Origin of the sequence: Burkholderia sp. AU38729 (assembly GCF_020419725.1) — a bacterium.
GTDB lineage: Bacteria > Pseudomonadota > Gammaproteobacteria > Burkholderiales > Burkholderiaceae > Burkholderia.
The window spans coordinates 633,433-655,749 of sequence record NZ_JAIZQO010000001.1 but is presented as its reverse complement, the minus strand read 5'-3'; the positions used below and the strand labels follow the sequence as shown (position 1 = coordinate 655,749).

Genomic DNA, 22,317 nt, shown 5'->3' with positions numbered 1-22,317 from the left:
GCGAATCAGAACAGCCCGTGCAGCGCCCAGTACAGAGCGGCGGACAGCGCGATCGAGGCGGGCAGCGTCAGCACCCACGCGAGCACGAGGTTACGCACCGTATCCCAGCGCAGGCCCGCGCCGCTGGCCGTCATCGTGCCGGCCACGCCCGACGCGAGCACGTGCGTCGTCGATACCGGCAGCCCGTACGCGTCGGCCATCCCGATCGTCAGCATCGCGACGGCCTCGGCCGATGCGCCCTGCCCGTAGGTGAGATGCGACTTGCCGATCTTCTCGCCGACCGTCACGACGATCCGTTTCCACCCGACCATCGTGCCGAGGCCGAGCGCGATCGCGACCGCGACCTTCACCCACGTCGGGATGAATTTCGTCGCGCGGTCCATCTGCTTCTTGAACGCCTCGAGCGCGCTCGCGTCCTCGACCGAGAACGCCGGCGCCTTCGCCTTCTCCATCAACCGGATCGCCTCCGACGCGACGTACATGTTGTTGCGCACGTTGTCGACGAGGTTCTGCGGCACGCTCGAGATGCCGCCGGCCTGCGCGACCTGGTCGGCGATGGTGTCGGTGAGCTTGCCCAGTGCGGGAATCGTCGCCGGCGTCAGCTTGTGCGTGCGCACGTAGGCCTCGACATCGGCGCGCGGGTCGGCCGTCCGGGCGGCCGGGTCCGCATATTTGACGAGCGTCGTCGACGCGTGGCGCGCCACCGCGACGAACGTGCTCGTCTGATCGGGTGTCACGGCCTTGTTGAGCGCATACGCGGTCGGCATCACGCCGATCAGGATCAGCATGATCAGCCCCATGCCCTTCTGCCCGTCGTTCGAGCCATGCGCGAACGACACGCCCGTGCAGGTGAGGATCAGCAGCAGGCGGATCCAGAACGGCGGCGGCTTGTTGCCCTTCGGCTCCTGGTACAGCGCCGGCACGCGCACGAGCGCCTTCAGCAGCAGCAGCACGAGCGCGGACAGCACGAAGCCGATCAGCGGCGAGAACAGCAGCGCCTTGCCGACGCCGAGCGCCTGGTTCCAGTCGACGCCGCTCGTGCCCGACGGGCCGCTGACGATCTGGTTCATCAGGCCGACGCCGATGATCGAACCGACGAGCGTGTGCGAACTCGACGACGGCAACCCGAAATACCAGGTCGCGAGATTCCACGTGACGGCCGCGATCAGCAGCGAGAACACCATCGCGAAGCCCGAGCCGCTGCCCACCTGCAGGATCAGCTCGACCGGCAGCAACTGCAGGATCCCGAACGCGACGGCGCCGCTCGACACGAGCACGCCGAACAGGTTCCAGAGGCCGGACCACACGACGGCGAGGTGCGGGTCGAGCGAGTGCGTATAGATGACGGTCGCGACCGCGTTGGCGGTGTCGTGGAAGCCGTTGACGAATTCGAAGCCGAGCGCGATCAAGAGCGCGACGATCAGCAGCAGGAACGGGAGAACCGAGCTTTCCTTGACGGGACTGAGGTCGGCGCTGAGATGAATACCGACGTAGACGATGCCGCAGGCAATGATCAGAAAAAACAGCGCGAGGCTGACGATGCGCGTGCGGGTGCTGACCGCACCACTGGTTTCCGTTGCCGCGAGATTCGGCATGAAGGGGCTCCGGAGAGGTGACTCGGAGTGGCAGGCTATCGATCGGTCGTGACGCAAATGTGACGTGTCACTTACAGGACATTGACAAGCCATCTGTCAGGAATCGCGTCGCGCCGCGCAAGCCGCAAACACGGGCGTTCGACCTTGTAACTTGCGGGAATAAATTCGCCGCTGCGCCGGTATGGCACACGAAGGCGCCGGCTTATTCCAGGACGATCCGGCCGTCCGGTTTCGTCACACGAATGCGAGGCTCACATGTCTTCATCCCCCACCAACCCGTCGCGCCGCAAGGCGCTGCAGTGCATGGCCTTCGGCGGCCTCGGCACGCTGTTTACGCTGTCGGGCGGCGTCCTGACGCCGTTCGACCTCGCGCTCGCTCAGACCGGCGACGCGCTGTCGCCCAACGCGGGCCGCCCGCTGTTCGTGCAGATCAGCGACACGCACATCGGCTTCAACAAGGACGCGAATCCCGACGTATCGGCCACGCTGAAACAGACAATCGACCTCGTCAACGGCATGCCGGCAATGCCCGCGCTGGCGATCCATACCGGCGACATCACGCACCTGTCCAAGCCCGAGGAGTTCGACCACGCGTCGCAACTGCTCGCCGCGCTGCGCGTGCCGGAACTGCATACGGTGCCCGGCGAGCACGACGTCACCGACGGTTCGGGCGCCGAATATTTCGGCCGGTTCGGCAAGGCGTCGGACAACCGCGGCTATTACAGCTTCGACCACGCGGGCGTGCACTTCATCGGCCTCGTCAACGTGATGCACTTCAAGCCGAACGGGCTCGGCAGCTTCGGCGACGACCAGCTCGCGTGGCTCGCGCAGGATCTCAAGGGCCGCTCGTCGAGCACGCCGATCGTCGTGTTCTCGCACATGCCGATGTGGACCATCTACGAGCCGTGGGGCTGGGGTACCGGCGACGCGCCGCAGACGATGGCGCTGCTGCGCCGCTTCGGTTCGGTCACCGTATTGAACGGGCACATCCACCAGATCGTGTCGAAGGTCGAGGGCAACGTGACGTTCCACACCGCGCGCTCCACCGCGTTCCCGCAACCGACGGCCGGCAACGGCCCGGGCCCCGTGCCGCTCACCGTGCCGCGCGACCGGCTGCCGTCGATGCTCGGCGTGACGACCGTCGAATTCGCAGGCCATCCGGTCGCGTCGTCGCTGCGCGATGCGACGCTGGCCTGACGCACTGACCCCAAGGGAGACCGACATGACCCGTTTCAAGCGATCCAGCCTCATCGCGGCGCTGCTCCTGTGCGCCACCGCCCCGCTCACCGTGTTCGCCCAGGGCCCCGACGGCACGCTCGTGACGATCCGCAACTTCATGTTTTCGCCGATGTCGACGACGATCAAGGCCGGCACGACGATCACGTGGAAGAACCTCGACGGGGAACCGCACACCGTCGTCAACGACGCCGGCATCTTTCATTCGAAGGCGCTCGACCAGGACGAGACGTACTCGTTCCGCTTCGACAAGCCGGGCGTCTACAAGGTGTTCTGCGGGATTCACCCGTACATGAAGGAGACCATCACGGTCGAATGACGCGGCGCGTCACGACACGCGCTCGAGGGTCGGAAGCGACTGACGTCGAAGCAAACGCGGCCGCCCGTTGCACTGCGGGCGGCCCCGCGCCGCCGATCGCCTAAACTGAATCGATCCGTTCGGACCCGACCCACCCTCACACGCAGCGAGGCCAGCCATGACCGCGAGCCAGCCGGCACGCATGGATCTCCCCGGGCAAGTGGTGCTCGTGCTCCAGGGCGGCGGCGCACTGGGCGCATTCCAGCTCGGCGTCTTTCAGGCGATGGACGAAGCCGGTATCCGGCCCGACTGGGTGGTCGGGACGTCGATCGGCGCGATCAACGCGGCGCTGATCGCCGGGAACCCGCCCGCGCAGCGTTACGAGAAGCTGTCGGCATTCTGGCGCCGCATGACCGAACGGACCCGTTTCGACACTGCGCCGCTGCTGCCCGGCTGGAACCGGACGCTGGCCGAGCTGATGATCATCGGCGGCGGCATCGCGGGATTCTTCCAGCCCAATCCGGCCTCGTGGCTCGGGCCGATGGTGCGCCTCGGCGTCGATCGCGCGTCGTATTACCGGATCGCGCCGCTGCGCGACACCCTGGCGTCGCTGGTCGATCCCGAGCTGCTGAACGCGGGCCACCCGCGCCTGACCGTCAGCGCGGTCAATGCATGCTCGGGCACGATGCGCTATTTCGATTCACGCGATACGCGACTGTCGCTCGAGCACATCATGAGTTCCGGCGCGCTGCCGCCCGCGTTCCCGGCGATCAGGATCGACGGCGAGCCCTACTGGGATGGTGGCGTGTATTCGAACACACCGGTCGAGGTCGTGCTCGACGACAATCCTCGCCGCAGCTCGATCATCTTCTCGGTCCAGATGTGGAACCCGGCCGGCCCCGAGCCCCAGAGCATCTGGCAAGTGTCGGAGCGGCAGAAGGACATCCAGTACGCGAGCCGCACCGACAGCCACATCGCGCGCCAGCAGCAGATCCACCGGCTGCGCCACGTGATCCGCGAACTGGCGCGGCACGTGCCGGAAGCTGAACGCGCGTCGCCGGCCGTGCGCCGGCTCGCCGCGTGGGGATGCGAAACCACGATGCATCTGATCAAGCTCGCGGCGCCGCGACTCGCCGACGACAATCAGTTCAAGGACATCGATTTCACGCCGGCCGGCATCGCGGCCCGCCGGCAGGCCGGCTACGACGCCGCACAACGGGCCATCGCGGCGCGTCCGTGGGAGACACCGACGGACCCGACGGAAGGCCTGACGGTATTCGATGCCAGCGGGCCGCCGATCACGGAAGATCCGGCATGACATGCGGCGCCGCTATCGCGCGCCGAGCGCTTCGGCTCGATCACGCGCGCCCGGCCGGCTGCGTTCACCTCGACCATCAGCACACCGTCACGCGCAGCGTGTCGAAATAATCGTCGAGGATCGCGATGTTCATGGCGAGCGCTCCTGGCAACGCCGTCATCCTGAACCGGGAGCCTGCATGTCTCTGACCGATCGATTTTCACCGTGCGCGGACCTCGCACGCCCACTCACTGCCCCGCCGCGCGCAGGTCCGGCGCCGTGCCGGCAACCACCGGACACGATTGCGGCAACGCCTGCCCGAACAGCACGGCCAGCCCGCAAGCGGACGTGAACATGCCGAGGCCGTCATGCCCGACGCCCGGCACTTCGACGACCTGTTGCGCGAGATCGTCAGGATGCCGTTTCTTCAGATAGTCGAAATACGCGAGCCCGCGTGCGAGCCGGTACGGGCCTTGCGCCATGGCCGCGCATGAGCGGTCGATGAAGTGGGTGTACGGGTTCGTGTCGACCTGGCCGAGCAGGTACACGACATGACGCGCGACATAGCGCGTTTCGAGATCGCGCACGTCCTGCGACGCCACATAAGGCGGCGCCGACTTCGGCCCGTATTTCCACTCGGTCGCGCTCGGGCAGGTTCCGCCTGCGATCGCCTGGCCATCCGGCCGTTCGTCGTCGAAATACAGGTAGCTCGACGGGTTCGCGACCACATAGCGCACCGCGATGCCGGCCCGCGCGAGCGCATCGCCTTCGTGCCCGGCCACCGCGTAACGCTGCAGCAACTGCGCGCCGGCGGAGTGGCCGATCACGACGACCGTCGACAACGCGGGATACAGGCTGCGGTCGGCGAAATGCGCGAGCAATGCGTCGAGCGCGGTGAACGAACTGATCGGGGCGGGCTGGCGGGCCGGTTCGCCGCCCTTCCATCCTTCCTGGGTCCAGGCGAGCGTCGGCGCGGGCAGCGAGAACGCACGCGTATCGGCGCGTGTCAGGAATTGCGGCGCGACGACCATCGTGCCCTGGCCCGCCGCACCGGCCTTCTCGACGACCTGGAGCCCCGATGCGTAATAAGCGTCGGCGTTGCGCAGCGTGCCGTGAATCACGATGAACACACGCGTCACGTCGGGTGCCGCTTGGTCGACGGGATGGTCGGCATAGACGGGCAACATCGCGCTGCCCTGCGGCGTGTCGACGGTCAAGCGCTGGTCGGCGACTGCCTTCACCGGTGCTTCGAGGCGTTCGCGCTGGGTGGGTGTGGCGGCTTCGGCCGGACGCGCGCCGCCCAGGACGCCGATGGCTGCCGCGACCGAAATCGCGAACGCCAGGGTTCGGGTGGCCGGCAACACGCATGAGCGCCGGCTGCTTACAGAGGCGACGGGAATGAGTGACATGGCAACGGATCGAGTGGCGGATATGACTTTAACGGCGATGGTCGCAGAATCCGTCGCGCGCTGCCGGACGGTTACGGCAAGCGCGTCAGCCGGCCGGTTCTGCGCGGCGTTCGCGCCGCCCGCCCATCCTCGGCATCACCGCGCGTCGAACGTCGGGACACCTGGCCAACGACCGAATACCAACGTTACGCAACAGTGCGCTCTTTCAATTACAAATTCCGCATATTTAAAATGAAAATCATAATAAATTATTTACCCCGGATCAAATTTTAAAAATCCATCACATACAATTCAACCGCCGATCCAGATGATTTATGTGACGCCGAATCGGCATCCCGTTTCAATTATCGATATTGTTTCAACAATAGATAAGGAGAAGCGATCATGGCTCAAGTTACGCTTTGGGGCAGTGTGCAGGGCAACGGCACGGTCGTGGATGGCTCGGGCGGATTCACGGTGAAACGTGAAAGCACGGGGACGTATCAGCTCTCGTTCAGCACCGCATTCATCAAGACGCCGGCGGCTACCGCGTCGCAATGGGGATACGGCGGCGGGCAGAACACGCTGGACAACGTGATCTTCCCGGCACTTTCCGGCAGCGGCGCCACGATTCAGACCGGCGACTCGAATGGCAAATATACCGACCGGAATTTCAGTTTCGTCATTATCGGCACGATCAGCTGATATCCGATCGAATCTGCATTTACGCTGAAATCCGGGATTTCCTGAAAATACCATTTCGCCAATCCCGAGCGAAATGCAGGCGCCATGGGTTCGTCAGTTTGACGAACCCGGGATGCCGGGATGAATCCCGGCATCCGTCACCGGACCCGCCATCCGCCGGTGGGTCGCTCGCGCTGACCTGGAAGCGGATCGTCAGGATCGTCGACATCCCGACGATCGACGGGCCGGGCCGCGTCAGCCCGACGCTTCGGACGGATCGCGCTGCATCCGTTGCACGATCGCGTCCAGTTCGCCGAGATGCGTGACGACCGCCTGCTTGCCCGTGCGTGCCCATCCATCGAACGACGTCATCCCGCTCACCGCGCCGACGAACGCCACGCCGGCACGCTCGGCCGCCTGCGCATCCACCGCGTGGTCGCCCACGTAGATCGCCGAACGGGCCGGCACGCCCAGCCGCGCCAGCGCCAGCACGAGCCCTTCGGGATCGGGCTTGTGACACTGCACGTCCTCCCCGCCGATCAGCACGTCGACGCGCGACTGCAGTTCGTTCAGCGCAAGAATCGCCTCGATCCGGTAGCGGAACTTCGACGACACGATCGCGACCGCGAGACCCTGCTCGTGCAGACGCGCTAGCAGCGACGGCACCTCGGGATAGATGCGCGTGCCGTGCACCATGATCTCGTCGGCGCGTGCCACGAAGCGGCGCGCAAACGCGTCGGCCCGCGCCGGCTCGGTTTCGCCCGTCAGCGAGCGGAACATCTCGTGCAGCGGCAGCCCGATCACGGCACCGATCTGCGCCGGCGTCGCGCCGGCGGCATCCAGTTGATGCAGCGCGTATTCCGTGCATTCGATGATTGCGGCGGACGAATCCGCCAGCGTCAGATCGAAATCGAAGATGACGGCCCGAATCGGCATGAAAGGACTCTCTGAAAGAAATCGGCTTGCGCGCGATGCGCGAGCCGGCATGACGTTGCGATACATGCCCGCGTGTCGATCGATCAGCGTTCCTGACCGGATTGCCCGCGATCGGCCGCGTCGAACCCGTCCGGGTCGCGCTTCGCCCATTGTTTTGCCCACCCCAGCAACGGTTGCAGCGACGCCTCGAGCCGCCGGCCTTCGGCCGTCATGCAATAGCCGCCCTCGCCGTGCTCGACGAGACCCGACGCCTTGAGCTCGGCCAGCCGCGTATTGAGCAGGCGCGCATTCGTTTCGCAGGCTTCCTGCAATGCCCGGAATGTGAGCGGCTCGCCGCGCAGTTCCCACAGGATGCGCAGCGTGGTGCGCCGCCCGAGCAGATCCAGCACGACCATGATGGGTCGTCCCGTCTTCGATCCGCGAACGCGCTGTCCGATTTTTGGTGTGGTCATGCTGTACTTTTTAAAGCAATAGCCAGGCAGAGTCAATTGCTTGGATCACGCCTCGTCTTTGCTTTACTTTTTAAAGCATGGTGCCTACGCTTCCACGCATGCATCGTCTCGGGCACGGGGCTCACATGACTCAGCGTATTGCATCCGCATCACCGCCGTTCGAACCCGACATCGCAGCGTCGATCGACCGGATCATGCAGGGCCGTCCACCGTTGCGGCTCTTCACCACGCTCGCGCGCGATCCGCGCCTGTTCACCAAATTCTTTGCCGCCGGCCTGCTGGACAAGGGCCATCTCGACATCCGGCAACGCGAGATCGTCATCGACCGCACTACCGCGCTTTGCGGGTGCGAATACGAATGGGGCGTGCATGTCGCCGTGTTCGCCCGGACGGCGAAGCTGACCAGCGAACAGATCCGGTCGTTGGCGCTCGGCTCGGCAGACGATACATGCTGGAACGATGACGACCGGGTGCTGATCCGGATGTGCGATGCGCTGCATCGGCACTGCGATATCGACGATGACCTGTGGCACGCGCTGTGCCGGCATTTCAGTGACGAGGCACGGCTCGAGCTGCTGATGCTCGCGGGCTTCTATCGGACGGTCAGTTATCTCGCGAATGCACTGCGCCTGCCGCTTGAAGCGCATGCGGCACGGTTTCCGTCTCGTACGTCGGCATGTGCGGTTCATTCCCCTGATTTGTCCACGGAGGATCGACCCTGATTTCTGGCATGGCGACGAATAGAAGGCGATGGTCGAACAGGTGGATGGTTTTCCGCCCGTGATACGAGTGCTCGATACGCTCGCGCATGTCGATACGACCCAGGGGCGGTACGACATCCTTGACCAGCCCGCCTGAGGGCCGGATCGAGCCGTAACGCGGCGGCTCCGCCTCGCGCCCCTGGCATTCGCCAGGATCTGTCACCGCCATCGCACTTCCTGGTCGCGGGGAACAAAGTGCGTCAGGACGCGCCCGTTGATCCGTTGATCGCACGCGGAACAAACTCCGTCATCTCAAGCCACAGAAGGCCAACAATGCCGTTCATAGCACAACTGCTGGCCCCACTGTTATGGCCAATACATGGCCCCCGCCTCAACGGGCCGTCCAGCGCTGCAGACGCGCATGATTCGCGTGCAACCTTGCTGGTTCGGTAGTCCCGCCGCCAAACTGACCTCATGCGTTCGTGCTCGGTTGCCACGAACGCAGGCGCAGTCGAGGACAGAGCCCTACGCACCTTGACGGCACACGGACCCGGGCTACAGTCGCGGACAAGGTGATGAAGTGAGGGGAGACGGCTGGACAGGCAACGGCGATCCATATGCACGCGACGTGCACAGGGCCGGTTCTAGAAGCCGGGCCGTCAGCGTCAGCGATGTGCAAGGCTGGCGAAGGCCAGTCCGTTCAGAGATGAGCGAATCGCGACCTAGAGCAGCGCGATCCGCAGAGCGGAAATGATACCTTCTTTCGGTTTCTATTTTGATAAAATGACGGTCTCTGGCCATAAAAAACATCGAGACCACTATTCGAACATGACCACGTTGATATTGGAAACGTGACTAGGGGAGCTATGAGCAGGTTGAAGGAATTCATGAAGAGTGACGCTGGCGCTCGTGCCCGCTATCAGAAACGGAAGCGAAAGCGTGTACATATCTATATTGATAATATTGAGCCGCAGTCAAAGAGGATGCCCGAAGCTGCTCGGGATAAATTCCAAGAGGCTGTTGCCGATCAGCTAACCGCTGCGAAACGATCGACGTTCGCAGGCGACGTCGCTCTGAAAATTGACCTGGCGACGACAAGCCGCAACGCTCCACAGGCACACACGATAGCCAAGAATCTGCTGGATCTTCTCGGTGTGCGACGCCCGAATGTGCCCTGGCCACGCCAGCACCTCCTGTATAAAGACGATCGGCAAATCCAGGCACTTTCCGTTTCTTGTCGACACGGAGAAACTCACCCAGCAATCTGCATCGAGGCGCGACCATTCACGGCAATGCTCGACGATCTTGAACTTGCGGCCGAGGCAGCACGTGCAATCGAGATGAACCCCGACTATCTCTATGAACAAGACCGCGAGGCAGACTGGATCAAAACGTTCCGTAATCTCAAAGAGAACGAGGCGGACAATCGGCGCCTTCTTGGCAACAGCATTTACGACGCTTACCTGAAAATGACGCGATGGCACGCGCAACGCGCCCTGCTCAAGAGTAGCGGCGTCGCCACCCCTGTGCTGCATTGGATGTACGGTCACCAGAAAGGCATCGCTACTGGCCTTGGGAAAGAAGTGTGGGCAGAGCTTGTAGGCGAGTCGATGCTTCGACTCCAGGTTGGAGAACTGCCGATTGCCGCCGGCAGTTCAGAGGTGTTCAAGCAAAAGGTGCTGAACAAAATTGCCGACTTCAAGAAGCGTTGGGATTGGCTCATCACCCCCCTTGTCGTTGCAGTGGCTCTTGAGGTCGTCATTCGTCCCAATCCGGCGACCCCACCAGCCGTGCTTCATGACCTCGACAACATTGTTCGGGACTATCTTCTTCCCGGCATCGTTCCTGAATTTGGTACAGTGTCCGATCATCGCTGGACAATTGATTTCGACGAATTACAGAGAACCAGCCCCGAGATTTCGGCGTCCTGGGGTCCAAATCCCACGCCGCCGCCAGGAACGAAATCAGGCGTCACACGGTACGAAGCGTGGCGACTTCCTGCTGTCGCGAATGAACCAGGTTTCGTCAGCGTAGCCCTCATAGCAGACGTGGACGGGAATGGCGATCGCATGGACGAAATTGATAAAAGCATTGACAAATGGGCACGTCTGGGCGGTCGCCAGTATCGATACTAAAGCAGGGCTCTCACGCACTATCACGGGAACGCAAATCACAGCGACGCAGACGGGAATGCCTCGGTAAGGGGCAAAGCAGAAAGAAGTGCGTCGCCCGGAGGGCGACAATCTGCGTTGCCCGTCGCGCATCGCGCGCGTGAGTATTCAGACATTCCCCGCTCGGCAGTTCTAATCCGGCTCGATCGACGAGCCGATGAGCGACAACGATCCGGGAGCAGCGTGATCCCAAAAAGGGGCGAAGCAAAACATGACCTAGATTAAAATAACCAATAATAGGCTGTTAATTTTAAAATAAAGAGATATTCTGATGGGAAATCTATACAAGAGCACACTTAAAAGCGGCTCAATCATGAACGGTCATTACAGACATTCCGACGCATTTCAAATAATCAAAAGCACAAAGGAAAGCTCAATCAACAATGGAAAATATCTGGACATCGAGTACAACCAGGCGTATGCCAGTGTTCACTCGAACAGGGTAACGACGAATGACCCCGACAAAGTTTTCCATGAAAACAGGATGCGCGAGCGTGCGCACCTTGATTTTATAAAGGAGCTCATCTCCCTCCTTTCTATCGTCACAAATCAATACTTCGATCTCGATTTCGACGGAACAAAAAATATTAGACCATCCGATCAGGAGGAAATTGAGAAATTTTCCGACACTTCATCATCCCCGGAGATTAGAAAAGATCCCTACCGGGTGGCACAGAAACAAAACTTCACCATGAGCTTTGTCTCCATCCATCCTGACGCAGATATTTTTTTCAAAAACTATTTCAAACTAAATTTCGAAGCAAGATCAAGGTACAATGCATCAATATTTCTATATCAAAGCATGCGTAAAATTTTTCTCACTTCGGCCAGCATGGCCATTGTTGGCCTTATATCCGCCATCGAAAATCTGATGGATTTTGAGAGCAAAAAGCTCGACAAAAAACCAGCCCAATGCCAGCAATGCAGCCAGCCCATCTTTTCAATATCGAAGAGATTCAAAGAATTCATGTTAAAATTCTCCGAGTTTGACGCAAACAATCCAAACAGCCTTCTAAATAAATTTTATTCAAAAAGAAGCTCGATATCTCACCTCGGCGGAATACTCGAAATAGACCGACTTCTCTCAAGGTTTTCCATGGCGGAGCATCGCGAATTCACGGAAATTGAAACCCATGTTCGCATCGCATTATTCAACTACTTGTTGAAGTATGATTTCGGCAATGAAGCAATGGCAACGCCGCGCGACGAATGCGCCAATCCAGCGAAAAAGGGCTGAAGCGCCTCACATGTCCTGAAGAATGATACCGTAATCGAATACGAGTCGCCCTCCTCAATTGCCGAATCGACAGCTAACCATGCCTCTTCGACGACATTCGGCTCCTTTGCGAGGGTGACGTTGTGCGCGGGAATCGGACCGAACACAATCTCGTACATGCGCTGAAGCTGCGGCAGCATGAGCGGCTCCGGTAGCCGGTATGCCGGAAAAGATGTGCATTCGACCTTGTTGCGCAACCACTCGACCCGTTTTCTGACGCGAAGCTCGCCGATTCGTTCGCGGCATGGTCGCATTGGAGGGATATCCCGAGACAAAGCCCGTGGACAAAAGTGGCACGCGCACGCGGATGCTCACTGCAGACTTCCTAAAGAAAGTCGGTTATGTCGCCGCAAAATCAAATTGACCAGCGATTGGCTGTGAACTCGCGGACCGCTCCTTCCCACGCACATTCAGTCCGCACAGCGGCGGCTGAGCTCGCTTGGATGGGCTACGCCCTGTAGCGAGTGTTCGCTCATCGAGCACAGTACTATTCATTTCCGCTTCCGATGGAACTAATCGCTGCCCGCCAGCAATGACGAATCGGAAACGGGAGCCTTGACACGCCCCAATCCTTTGGATTTCTCGCCGGTATCTGACTTTGGTCCGCCCACCTGCCGGCAAACCCGCTCCCCGATCCATCGCGCGGACGCACGCCGGGGGCTAGCCGGGGCAGTCCCAAGCTCGATCGGAACGCAGCAGCATCCTGGCTCCCCGGTGACTACTGGGATATCCGCAGTACTCCTCTCCGGCTGCCTTGATGAGACGCTGCGGATTGCGCACAAAGACATTTGCCGGCGTTTCGCCAGAAGGTAGCGGGAGCGACGAATAGAGCCAGAATACGCGCCGCCAGCCGTCTCTATCGCGTTAATCCCCGAGGAGGACTTTCAGCAGATCAGTGACCGCCGGGAGTATCGCACCCTGCGCGTTGAACTGGAAGTCTGGGTGCCTGTAGGTCCGTTCCGCAGCGCCCCAAACTCCAAGCAGCGCTCCATTCAAGCGCCCACGAGCCGCGTACAGGTGTGAGTTGCTTCGGGACGCACTGTCAGCCATTTCCGCGACGCATTTCCCATCGGGCCAGTTCCTAGGCCGAAGCTCATTGCGGAATACAATGGCCTGCAGCTGTGAGCCACCATTGCCCATGGCAGCCAACGTCGACGTCGCTGAAGACTTCTCGTCAAGGATGGAATCGAGTAGTTTCGTGAGGTCATTGCGGAGGCCTTCGGCGGAGATCCACAGCGCGTGGTCAGAAGTTGCAGCCCAGTGTAGTTCCAGGTCGTGCCAGGACCGGGAATGGAGGTGTTCGAGATGATCCGCACCCCCGTGTGTCACCTTGAAGAGAATCCGAGGTGCCTCATTGGGACCGTTGCCGCTGAAGTGCGCCAGCACGTTTCTGAGCTCCGAATCGGGTCGAATCAGCTATCAACCCCATTGCCAGCAATGCTTTCAAACATATCGCCAAGTTCCGATATATGATTCGCCCATCGACGATACCTGTTTGCCAGACTGAAACGCCCGCCCGATCCATGCCGACCGAACTCGACATCGAAGCCATCCTGAAAGCGCTCTCGAACCCCGTGCGCCGGGAAATCCTCCTCTGGCTGAAAACGCCGGGCGAGCATTTCCCGAACCAGACGCTGCCGTACGAACACGGCGTCTGCGCGGGCCAGATCGACGCGCGCTGCGGGCTGTCGCAGTCGACCGTCTCCGCGCACCTCGCGACGCTCCAGCGCGCGGGGCTCGTGACGTCGACACGGATCGGCCAGTGGGCGTTCTTTCAACGCAACGAGGCCGTCATCGACGCATTTCACGACGCCCTGCGCCGCGAACTCTAGTCAACACGGCCGAACCGGCCATGCGGAGCGCCGTCGCCCATGACGCGACGGTTTCCCGCCTTTCGTGAAGAGGTTATTTGCCATGCCCACCCTGTTCGATCCCGTCACCCTCGGCGACCTGACCCTGCCGAACCGCATCGTGATGGCGCCGCTCACCCGCTCCCGTGCCGGCGCGACGCGCGTGCCGAACGCACTGATGGCCCGCTACTACGCCGAGCGCGCAACGGCCGGCCTGATCATTACCGAGGCAACGTCGGTCACGCCGCAGGGTGTCGGCTACGCGGATACCCCCGGCATCTGGTCCGATGAGCAGGTCGAGGGCTGGAAACAGGTGACGCAGGCCGTGCATGCGGCCGGTGGGCGCATCGTGCTGCAACTGTGGCACGTCGGCCGGATCTCCGACCCGGTGTTCCTGAACGGCGACCTGCCGGTCGCGCCGAGCGCGATCGCCGCGGGCGGCCACGTGAGCCTCGTGCGTCCGCAGCGCCCGTACGTCACGCCGCGCGCACTCGAACTCGATGAAATCCCGGGCATCGTCGCCGCGTACCGCAAGGGTGCGGAGAACGCGAAAGCGGCCGGCTTCGACGGCGTCGAGATCCACGGCGCGAACGGCTACCTGCTCGACCAGTTCCTGCAGGACAGCACCAACCACCGCACCGATGCGTACGGCGGCCCGATCGAGAACCGCGCACGCCTGCTGCTCGAAGTGGTCGATGCGGCGATCGACGTGTGGGGCGCCGGTCGCGTCGGCGTGCACCTTGCCCCGCGCGGCGACGCGCACACGATGGGCGATTCCGACCCGGCGGCAACGTTCGGCTATGTCGCGCGCGAACTCGGCCGCCGCAAGATCGCGTTCATCTTCACGCGTGAGTCGTATTCCGGCGACCATCTGAGCCCGCGCCTGAAGGAAGCGTTCGGCGGCCCGCTGATCGCGAACGAGCAGTTCACGCTCGACACCGCGCAGGCTGCGCTCGCAAGCGGCAGCGCCGACGCGATCGCATGGGGCAAGCTATTCATCGCGAACCCCGACCTGCCGCGCCGCCTCGAACTCGGCGCACCGCTCAACAAGCCGGTGCCGGAGACGTTCTACGCGGAAGGCGAAACGGGTTATACCGATTACCCGGCGCTGAGCAACGCGGCCTGACGGCCCGCAGCGCGTGTTCAGCGGCGCACGTCCGCCCGCATGAACACGCGCTGCGTCTCGTCGAGGCCAAGCGCGACGTGGTGCGCGCGGATCGCGCGCAGCGTGTCGTCGAGCGCGGCGGCATCGACGATGCTGAAACCCAGGCGCGCGTAGTACGGCGCATTCCACGGCGCGTCGCGAAACGTCGACAGCACGATCTCCGCGATCCCTTCCTGCGCTGCGCGTGCCATCACCTGTTCGATCAGGCGCGCGCCGATCCGCTGTCCGGCATGCGACGGCGCGACATCCAGTTCTTCCAGATAAAGCCGCTGCGCATCGAGCAGCCGGTAGAACGCAAACCCGACGCACATACCCTGCGGATCGACCGCGACATACGCGCGACCGTCGTCGATGCGCTCGAGTACGGCCGTCGCATCGGTCGGCTCGCCTTCGGCGATCTGGGTCATGCCGATTGCGCGGAATCGCTGCGCGGCGGCGACTTCGACGGCGGCCATCGCGGCCGCGTCTTCCCGCGTGGCGGGACGGATCAGGATCGATGCAGTCATCACGGCAATTCAGGCAGACAGTCTGGAACGGCCGTCACTATAATCGAAACCTCATACGTTTCGAACGCCCCACCCACGAGGTTCGTCATGACGCTGTCCGCGCTCGCCGTCTTCGCTGTCACCCTGCTCGTCACCGCCGGCACGCCCGGCCCGAGCGTCGCCGCGCTGGTCGCGCGCGTGCTGACGAACGGCGTGCGTGACGTGCTGCCGTTCCTCGCGGCCATGTGGCTCGGCGAAGCGCTGTGGCTCACGCTCGCGGTCGCGGGGCTGTCCGCGTTCGCGCGCACGTTCGCGGCCGGGCTGATCGTGCTGAAGCTGCTCGGCGTCGCGTACCTGCTGTTCCTTGCATGGAAGATGTGGACCGCGCCGACCGAGACCGGGGCCGACGACCTGCCGCGCGGCCAGTCGCCGTGGCGCATGTTCGTCGCGGGCATGCTCGTTACGCTCGGCAATCCGAAGATCATGGTGTTCTATCTCGCGCTGCTGCCGACGATCGTCGATCTCTCGCACGTGGGTGTGACCGCATGGGCCGAACTCGTCAGCACGATGCTCGCGGTCCTGATCCTCGCCGACTGCTTCTGGTCGCTGCTGGCGTCACGCGCACGGGCGTTCCTGACGTCGGCACGCGCGAAGCGGTTCGCCAACCGCACGAGCGCGACCGCGATGGCCGGTGCGGCGGTGGCGATCGCGACGCGCTGAGCGCCATTGTCCGGCGCCCGTCGCGCCGCGGCCCCTCCACTGCCCGGGGAATCGACATGAAGACCTGGCTCTCTGCTGCCCTGCTCTGCCTGTCCGCCACGCTCGCGCACGCGGCCGGCGTCAAGTTCGTCACCATCCCGGCCGACACGGCCGGCCCCGAGCTGCGCGCCGTCATCTGGACACCCTGCGCAACCCCCGCGCAGCCGCTCACGATCGGCCCGTTCGTGCTGAAAGGGCAACGCAACTGCCCGACCGTCGGCGACAAGCTGCCGCTCGTCGTGATTTCGCACGGCCATGCCGGTACCTACTTCGGGCATCACGACCTCGCCGAAACGCTCGCCGACGCAGGCTACGTCGTCGCGGCAATCAACCATCCCGGCGACACGCATACCGACATGAGCCGCGCGGCCGACCTGCGGGAGCTGGTCGAGCGGCCGGACGACATCAAGCGCCTGGTCGACTACATGCTAACCGCCGAGCCCGACGCCACGCATATCGATCCCGCGCGGATCGGCTTCTTCGGCTTTTCGCGCGGCGGCTATACGGGCCTCGTGCTGGCCGGCGCCAATCCGGATTTCGTCCACGCGCACGTGGCCTGCCCGGACCCGACCTGGCTGATCTGCAAGCAGATCCGCGACCGTGACCTGCCGCGCCAGCCGCTGACGCACGATCCGAGGATCAAGGCCTACGTGATCGCCGACCCGATGAACGAATTCCCGAGCGCCGATACGCTGAAGGACGTGCACGCGCCGATCCAGCTGTGGGGGTCCGAAGCGGGCGGCGACGGCGTGGAGCCGGAAACGATCCCCGCGCTGGCCGGCATGCTGCCGCAACGGCCGGAATTCCACGTCGTGCCGAACTCCGCGCATTTCGCGTTTCTCGCGCCGTGCTCCGACCAACTGGCGCAGGTCTCGCCTGACGTCTGTACCGATGCGAAGGGATTCGATCGCGCGGCCTTCCACGAAACGCTCGATGCAAAGGCGCTCGCGTTCTTCAGCGCCAATCTGCGCTAACAGCGAAACGTCTTGCGCCAGACGCCCGGCGCCGGCACATGGTCGTTGCACGCGATCAGCGCGCGCACCAGCGCCCAGTCGTCGTCATCGCAGAAGTCGAGCAGCATCGCGCCATACGGGCCGGGCTGCTCATGCAGTCGTTCAGTCAGCCGCGCATGAATGCCCCGCACCCTGCCGTCGCCGTGCGCGACCACCGACGGATTCGCGCCCATTCCCGTCCCGCTGCAGAAGTTGATCGCCCAGCGGCCGCTGTCCGGCGATGGCAGGTCCATCAGCAGTGCGTCGATCGCACGCCACTTCCAGCCGATCGACGCGGCGACCGGCACGCGGTATTCGTCCTGGATCACGAATGCGCCGTCGGGATGATCGATCGTGAACGTCGCGTTGTCGGGCCATGCGGTCAAATCGATGCCGAGCGGCCGGCTGCTGCGAAAGCGCCGCAGCAGCACGATCGCGCCGCGCACGTCGCCGAGCGCGGGCAGCGTGCCGCCGGCATGCCAGCGCAGCCGCGGATGCCGCGCACGATGTGCGTCGAACGTCGCATCGAAACCGCGTGTGCACGCGTGCACCGGCCATTCGTCCTTCACCGACATCACCAGGCATTCGCGCGGATGCGCGTCGAGAAAGCGCGCACAAGTTGCCAACACGTCGTCGAACGTCATGCCGAGCGCGATGCCGCCGTGATGGATGTCGAACGCATCGCGCACGTGCCGGCAGCGGATGTCGAGCAGCCGCACGCCATGCGCGAGCTGGGCATCGAGCGGCGCATGCTGGGTACGCACGAGCCGATCGTCGACGGTATACGCACAGGTGTCATGGCTGCCCGGTAGGGTCAGCGTATGCAGCAGTCGTGCATCGTCGAGCGCCGACATCCAGTCGGCGGGCGGCAGGCACGTATCGTGGCTCGAAGGGATCATGAATCGATGAATGACAAGGAAAGAAAGCCGTGGGTCACGGCATCGGATGTCGCGGCGCGCGCCGGCGTGTCGCGCTCCGCGGTGTCGCGTGCATTCTCGCCGACGGCGAGCATCGCGCCGCAGACACGTGAGCGCGTGATGATCGCCGCGCGCGCGCTCGGCTACCAGGTCAACCTGATCGCGCGCGACATGATCACGCAGCGCAGCAGCATGATCGGCGTCGTGACGGCCGGGTTCGAGAATCCGTTTCGCGCACGGCTGCTGTCGGACCTGATGGCCGCGCTCGGGCAGCGCGCGCTCACGCCGCTCGTGACCAATGCCGAAGATCCGCGCCAGGTCCGGCAATCGCTCGAACAGTTGCTCAGCTACCGGATCGCGGGGCTGGTGATGACGTCCGCGTCGCCGCCGCTGTCGGTCGCGCAGCAGTATCTCGAACACCGGATCCCGGTCGTGATGATCAACCGCGAGGCGAACCTGCCGGGCGCGGACATCGTCGTCAGCGACAACGCGGCAGGCGCCGTCCACGCAGCGCAGCGGCTCGTGCGGGCCGGCGCGCGCCGGCTCGCGTTCGTCGGGCCGCGCGGCGCGAGCTACAGCGCGCAGTCGCGCGCCTTTTCGTTCGAGCAGGCGATCGGGCGCGGCGACGCGTTCGACGCGACACTCGCGCACGTGCTCGACACGCCGTCCGACACGCATGCAAGCGGCGTCGACGCCGCGCGGCAACTGTTCGCGAACGGCAAGCGGCCCGACGGCGTGTTCTGCTCGTCCGACCTGCTCGCGCTCGGCGTGATCGACGTCGCGCGCAGCGAATTCGGGTTGCGCGTGCCGGACGACGTACGCGTGATCGGCTTCGACGACATCCCGGCCGCCGATTACGATGCGTACCGCCTCACGACGCTGCGGCAGGACACGCGCGGCCTCGCGCAGGCGGCGGTCGACCTGCTCGCCGACCGGATGCAGGCGTTCGACGGCCCGTCGCGCACGCGCATCGTGCCGGTCACGCAGGTGGTGCGGGCCAGCTGCGCATAACCACGGAGAATCGGGCGCGGCAGCGCCGCGCGTCACTTCAACCCGCCCGCGAACCCGCGCAACAGGTAGCGTTGCACATAGCCGGCCACGGCCAGCGTGGGCAGCGATGCCATCAGCCCCGCGCTCATCAGGTCGCCCCAGTCGATGCCGTTCTCCGTCACGTAGCCGGCAATTGCGAGCGGCAGCGTGAAGCGGCTCGGCGTCGACACGAACAGCAGCGCGATCAGGAATTCGTTCCACGCGGCGATGAACACGAAAATTGCGGTCGCGATCAGCCCCGGCGCGCACAGCGGCAGCACGATCTGCACGAGGCGGCGCGCGAGCCCCGCGCCGTCGATGCAGGCGGCTTCCTCGTATTCGATCGGCACGTCGCGCACGAACGCGAGCAGCATCCAGATCGCCATCGGCAACGCATAGATCTGGTACGCGAGCATCAGGCCGAGCGTCGAATCGAGCAGGTGCAGCCGCTTCGCGAGCGCGAACAGCGGCACCGCGATCGTGATCGGCGGCATCAGCTTCAACGCGAGCACGAGCACCAGGAACAGCAGGTCGAGCCGCGCCGGAAACCGCAGCCGCACGAGCGCATACGCGGCCGGAAACGCGAGCGCCAGCGCGAGCAGCGTCGTGCCGAAACCGACCAGCAGCGAATTGAACAGTGGCGCGCCGATGCCGTTGGACCAGACCGACGCGAAATGCTCGACGGTCGGCGCGGCCGGCCAGATCCGCAACGGGTGATCGAGGCGTTCGAGCGTCGGCATGAACGCCGCGCCGGCCATCCACAGGCACGGCAGCAGCAACAGCGCGAGCGCGGCGATGCGCAGTGCCCACGGCATCGCGCGACCGAATGCGGCGCCCGTTCGCGCGCCCGTGATGCGAGCGGGTTGCGCCGTCATGCGCGCCGCTTGCGAACCGTCTGCCATACGTACCCCGAGACCAGCAGCGCGGACGCCGCGAGCATCAGCACCGACGCGGCGCTCGCCGGCCCGACGTTGAAGAAGCGGAAGCCCGTGTCGTAGATATAGGTCGACAGTGTCTGCGTCGCGTTGCCGGGGCCGCCGCCCGTCAGCGCATAGACCTTGTCGAACAGCTTGAACGTGTCGATCGAGCGCAGGAGCAGCGCGAGGCCGATCTGCGGCGCCGCGAGCGGCAGCGTGATGTCGCGCAGGCACTGCCACTCGCTCGCGCCGTCGGTGCGCGCGGCTTCGTACAGCTCCTGCGGGATCGACTGCAGCCCGGCGAGCACGATCAGGAACGCCATCGGCGTCCACTGCCATACGTCGACGAGCGCGAGCGACCACAGCGCGAGATGCGGATCGGACAGCCAGCGCACGCCTTCGATGCCGAACGCCGCGAGCAGCGCGTTCAGGAAGCCGTCGAAGTTGAGCCAGTTGCGCCAGATCGCCGAGCACACGAGCGTGGACAGCATCATCGGCAGGATCGCGAGCGGCAGCGCGATGCGCCGCCCCGGAAACGCGCGCACGAACAGCAGCGCGAGGCCGAAACCCAGCGCGACTTCGACGAGCGACGCGACGATCGTGAAGCGCAGCGTGTTGCCGAAGCCGGCCGTGAACGCGTCGTCGCCGAGCACCGCGCGATAGTTCGCGAGCCCGGCGAATGCACGGCGGCCGGCCGAATAGTCGACCTGGCAGAACGAATCGATCAGCACCTGCGCGACCGGATACAGCGCGAGCGCGGCGAGCACCAGCAGCGCGGGCCCGAGCAGCGCGACGAACGGCAGGCTACGGCCGAAGGCTTTCATGCGCTGGGTCCCGGCGAGCGTTCGAGGCGAGCCGTCACTTGCCGGCCGCGGCCGTCGCCTGCGAGATCTTCTGCTGCGCCTGGCGCAGCGCGGCGTCGGGCGCGGCCTGCCCGGTCAGCGCGAGCTGCAGCTGGTCGCCGAGAATGCTCTCGACCTGCTGCCAGTCGTTCACGCGCGGCCGCGCACGGCCAGCTTCGAGCGCCTTCAACTGATCCGGATACCAGCGGTACTGGCGCACCAGCGCCGGATCGTTGAACACGCTGCGGCGGGTCGGCGGAATGCCGATGCCGGCGAGGCGCGTCTGCGTGTCGCGCGCGGTCAGGTACGCGAGGAAATCCTGCGCGAGCTTCGCGTGCGGCGCGTCCTTCGGGATGCCCATCTGCCAGATGCCGAGCATCGGCGCCGGGCCGGCGGTCTGCCCGGGCGGCGGCTGCAGCGCGATCTGGCCGACCACGCGCGACTGCTTCGGATCGTCGAGCGCCGGCACCCACGCCGGCCATACCTCGATCGACTGCGCGGCCGTGCCGCGCTGCAGCGCATCGCGCACTTCCGCCGCGCCGTACACGTCGACGTCCTTCGGCGCGGACGCCTTCAGCGCGAGGAAGGTCTTCAGCGCCGCCTGCGCCTCACGCGAATCGATCGTCACGTTGCCGGCGCGGTCGAACACGTCGCCGCCGTAGGCCCACAGGATCGGCAGGAAGCCCGTCACGACCGGGTTGCCCTTCGTGCCGCGGAACACGACGCCCGACACGCTCTTGTCCGCGCCGCCGACGGTCTGCGCGATCTTCAGCACGTCGTCCCAGTTGCGCGGCGGCTGCAGCTTGTACTTCGCGAGCAAGTCCTTGCGGTACGCGAACATCTCGACGTTGCCGACGATCGGCAACGCGTACAGCGCACCGGCCGCGTTGCGGCCGAGCGCGACTGTGGACGGCACGAGATCGGCATCCGCGAGTGACGCGGGCAGCGGCTTCAGCCATCCGTTGCCGATGAATTCGGGCGCCCACGTGTCGTCCATCATCACGAGGTCGAACGCGCCGGTGCCTTCGCGCATCGACAGCTTGAGCTTCTGGTACAGGTTCGCGTTCGGCAGCTTGAGCAGCTCGATCTCGGTACCCGGGTGCAGCTTGTTGAAGCCGGCGACGGCGTCGGCCAGCCCCTTGCCGTAGATATCGTCGCGGCCTGCGATGACGAGATCCGCGGCAACGGCGTGCGTGGCGGCGAAGGACAGCGCAAGGGCGGCGGACAGCGCGCGCAGGCGGCTCAGCAAGGTCATGAGGTCTCTCTCGTTCGACGTGGTGGCGGGACGGCCGGGCGTTGCACACGTGTGCAACGCGGGGGATGCTTC

Annotated in this window: 22 protein-coding genes; 12 read left to right on the top strand and 10 right to left on the bottom strand. The window is 64.3% G+C overall.

Annotation, left to right across the window (positions count from 1 at the left end; all coding sequences use genetic code 11):
- Window positions 1-5: 5 nt before the first annotated feature.
- A complete protein-coding gene (locus LGM56_RS02900) occupies window positions 6-1,595 on the bottom strand; it encodes an inorganic phosphate transporter (protein WP_226202710.1) in 1,590 nt (529 codons plus the stop codon).
- A 255-nt stretch (window positions 1,596-1,850) separates the two neighbouring features.
- On the opposite strand from LGM56_RS02900, the gene LGM56_RS02895 reads away from it, so the two are divergent.
- The 3 genes from LGM56_RS02895 (at window position 1,851) to LGM56_RS02885 (ending at window position 4,447) form a co-directional block, all read left to right on the top strand.
- Entirely contained in the window at window positions 1,851-2,792 is a 942-nt protein-coding gene (locus LGM56_RS02895) for a metallophosphoesterase family protein (RefSeq protein WP_226202709.1), read from the top strand.
- A gap of 25 nt (window positions 2,793-2,817) precedes the next feature.
- Window positions 2,818-3,150, top strand: coding sequence for a cupredoxin family copper-binding protein (locus tag LGM56_RS02890; RefSeq protein WP_226202708.1), 333 nt, complete (start codon window positions 2,818-2,820; stop codon window positions 3,148-3,150).
- Between the two features lie 157 nt (window positions 3,151-3,307).
- Complete coding sequence (locus LGM56_RS02885) at window positions 3,308-4,447, top strand: patatin-like phospholipase family protein (RefSeq protein WP_226202707.1); 1,140 nt, start codon at window positions 3,308-3,310, stop codon at window positions 4,445-4,447.
- Between the two features lie 227 nt (window positions 4,448-4,674).
- On the opposite strand, the gene LGM56_RS02880 is transcribed toward LGM56_RS02885, so the two are convergent.
- On the bottom strand, window positions 4,675-5,835 hold the full coding sequence (locus LGM56_RS02880; protein ID WP_226202706.1) for an alpha/beta fold hydrolase: 1,161 nt from the start codon (window positions 5,833-5,835) through the stop codon (window positions 4,675-4,677).
- A gap of 384 nt (window positions 5,836-6,219) precedes the next feature.
- Here LGM56_RS02880 and LGM56_RS02875 point away from each other — a divergent pair, with 384 nt between their 5' ends.
- Window positions 6,220-6,519 (top strand): hypothetical protein, encoded by a 300-nt coding sequence (locus LGM56_RS02875; protein ID WP_226202705.1) that lies wholly within the window; start codon window positions 6,220-6,222, stop codon window positions 6,517-6,519.
- Window positions 6,520-6,753: 234 nt separating this feature from the next.
- Here LGM56_RS02875 and LGM56_RS02870 read toward each other — a convergent pair whose 3' ends face one another.
- A complete protein-coding gene (locus LGM56_RS02870; RefSeq protein WP_226202704.1) occupies window positions 6,754-7,434 on the bottom strand; it encodes an HAD family hydrolase in 681 nt (226 codons plus the stop codon).
- An 83-nt stretch (window positions 7,435-7,517) separates the two neighbouring features.
- Window positions 7,518-7,922: a winged helix-turn-helix transcriptional regulator gene (locus LGM56_RS02865; protein WP_226202702.1), complete on the bottom strand. Its 405-nt coding sequence runs from the start codon at window positions 7,920-7,922 to the stop codon at window positions 7,518-7,520.
- A gap of 41 nt (window positions 7,923-7,963) precedes the next feature.
- Between LGM56_RS02865 and LGM56_RS02860 the strand changes: the two genes are divergently transcribed.
- On the top strand, window positions 7,964-8,608 hold the full coding sequence (locus LGM56_RS02860) for a carboxymuconolactone decarboxylase family protein (protein ID WP_319000747.1): 645 nt from the start codon (window positions 7,964-7,966) through the stop codon (window positions 8,606-8,608).
- On the opposite strand, the gene LGM56_RS02855 is transcribed toward LGM56_RS02860, so the two are convergent.
- Window positions 8,490-8,816: a hypothetical protein gene (locus LGM56_RS02855; protein WP_179254863.1), complete on the bottom strand. Its 327-nt coding sequence runs from the start codon at window positions 8,814-8,816 to the stop codon at window positions 8,490-8,492. The two genes, LGM56_RS02860 and LGM56_RS02855, sit on opposite strands and share 119 nt — an antisense overlap.
- A gap of 658 nt (window positions 8,817-9,474) precedes the next feature.
- Here LGM56_RS02855 and LGM56_RS02850 point away from each other — a divergent pair.
- The 4 genes from LGM56_RS02850 to LGM56_RS02835 all read left to right on the top strand — a co-directional run bounded on the left by LGM56_RS02850 (window position 9,475) and on the right by LGM56_RS02835 (window position 15,010).
- Window positions 9,475-10,722 carry a hypothetical protein gene (locus tag LGM56_RS02850; protein ID WP_089498102.1) on the top strand — a complete coding sequence of 416 codons (1,248 nt, stop codon included), beginning with the start codon at window positions 9,475-9,477 and terminating at the stop codon, window positions 10,720-10,722.
- A gap of 307 nt (window positions 10,723-11,029) precedes the next feature.
- Window positions 11,030-11,995, top strand: a complete 966-nt coding sequence (locus LGM56_RS02845; protein ID WP_226202700.1) for a hypothetical protein — start codon at window positions 11,030-11,032, stop codon at window positions 11,993-11,995.
- 1,562 nt (window positions 11,996-13,557) lie between these two features.
- A complete protein-coding gene (locus tag LGM56_RS02840; RefSeq protein WP_089427115.1) occupies window positions 13,558-13,866 on the top strand; it encodes an ArsR/SmtB family transcription factor in 309 nt (102 codons plus the stop codon).
- A gap of 82 nt (window positions 13,867-13,948) precedes the next feature.
- On the top strand, window positions 13,949-15,010 hold the full coding sequence (locus LGM56_RS02835; RefSeq protein WP_226202698.1) for an alkene reductase: 1,062 nt from the start codon (window positions 13,949-13,951) through the stop codon (window positions 15,008-15,010).
- Between the two features lie 17 nt (window positions 15,011-15,027).
- Here LGM56_RS02835 and LGM56_RS02830 read toward each other — a convergent pair whose 3' ends face one another.
- Complete coding sequence (locus LGM56_RS02830) at window positions 15,028-15,555, bottom strand: GNAT family N-acetyltransferase (RefSeq protein WP_226202696.1); 528 nt, start codon at window positions 15,553-15,555, stop codon at window positions 15,028-15,030.
- An 87-nt stretch (window positions 15,556-15,642) separates the two neighbouring features.
- Between LGM56_RS02830 and LGM56_RS02825 the strand changes: the two genes are divergently transcribed.
- Together LGM56_RS02825 and LGM56_RS02820 are read left to right on the top strand one after the other, a co-directional pair.
- The gene (locus LGM56_RS02825) at window positions 15,643-16,254 is read left to right on the top strand and encodes a LysE family translocator (RefSeq protein WP_226202694.1); all 612 of its coding nucleotides are present in this window, start codon (window positions 15,643-15,645) and stop codon (window positions 16,252-16,254) included.
- Between the two features lie 56 nt (window positions 16,255-16,310).
- On the top strand, window positions 16,311-17,267 hold the full coding sequence (locus tag LGM56_RS02820) for an alpha/beta hydrolase family protein (protein WP_226202692.1): 957 nt from the start codon (window positions 16,311-16,313) through the stop codon (window positions 17,265-17,267).
- On the opposite strand, the gene LGM56_RS02815 is transcribed toward LGM56_RS02820, so the two are convergent.
- Window positions 17,264-18,184, bottom strand: coding sequence for a phosphatidylinositol-specific phospholipase C (locus LGM56_RS02815; RefSeq protein WP_226202690.1), 921 nt, complete (start codon window positions 18,182-18,184; stop codon window positions 17,264-17,266). The two genes, LGM56_RS02820 and LGM56_RS02815, sit on opposite strands and share 4 nt — an antisense overlap.
- 6 nt (window positions 18,185-18,190) lie before the next feature.
- Between LGM56_RS02815 and LGM56_RS02810 the strand changes: the two genes are divergently transcribed.
- The gene (locus tag LGM56_RS02810; RefSeq protein ID WP_226202688.1) at window positions 18,191-19,213 is read left to right on the top strand and encodes a LacI family DNA-binding transcriptional regulator; all 1,023 of its coding nucleotides are present in this window, start codon (window positions 18,191-18,193) and stop codon (window positions 19,211-19,213) included.
- Window positions 19,214-19,245: 32 nt separating this feature from the next.
- Here the strand turns inward: LGM56_RS02810 and LGM56_RS02805 are convergent, their stop codons facing one another.
- Genes LGM56_RS02805 through LGM56_RS02795 form a run of 3 tightly spaced genes read right to left on the bottom strand, consistent with a single transcriptional unit; the run spans window position 19,246 to window position 22,245 of the window.
- Window positions 19,246-20,133, bottom strand: coding sequence for a carbohydrate ABC transporter permease (locus LGM56_RS02805; protein ID WP_373452556.1), 888 nt, complete (start codon window positions 20,131-20,133; stop codon window positions 19,246-19,248).
- Complete coding sequence (locus LGM56_RS02800; RefSeq protein ID WP_226202686.1) at window positions 20,103-20,972, bottom strand: carbohydrate ABC transporter permease; 870 nt, start codon at window positions 20,970-20,972, stop codon at window positions 20,103-20,105. Before LGM56_RS02800 ends, LGM56_RS02805 begins: the two co-directional genes overlap by 31 nt.
- A 34-nt stretch (window positions 20,973-21,006) precedes the next feature.
- Window positions 21,007-22,245, bottom strand: a complete 1,239-nt coding sequence (locus tag LGM56_RS02795) for an ABC transporter substrate-binding protein (RefSeq protein WP_226202684.1) — start codon at window positions 22,243-22,245, stop codon at window positions 21,007-21,009.
- Window positions 22,246-22,317: the final 72 nt, after the last annotated feature.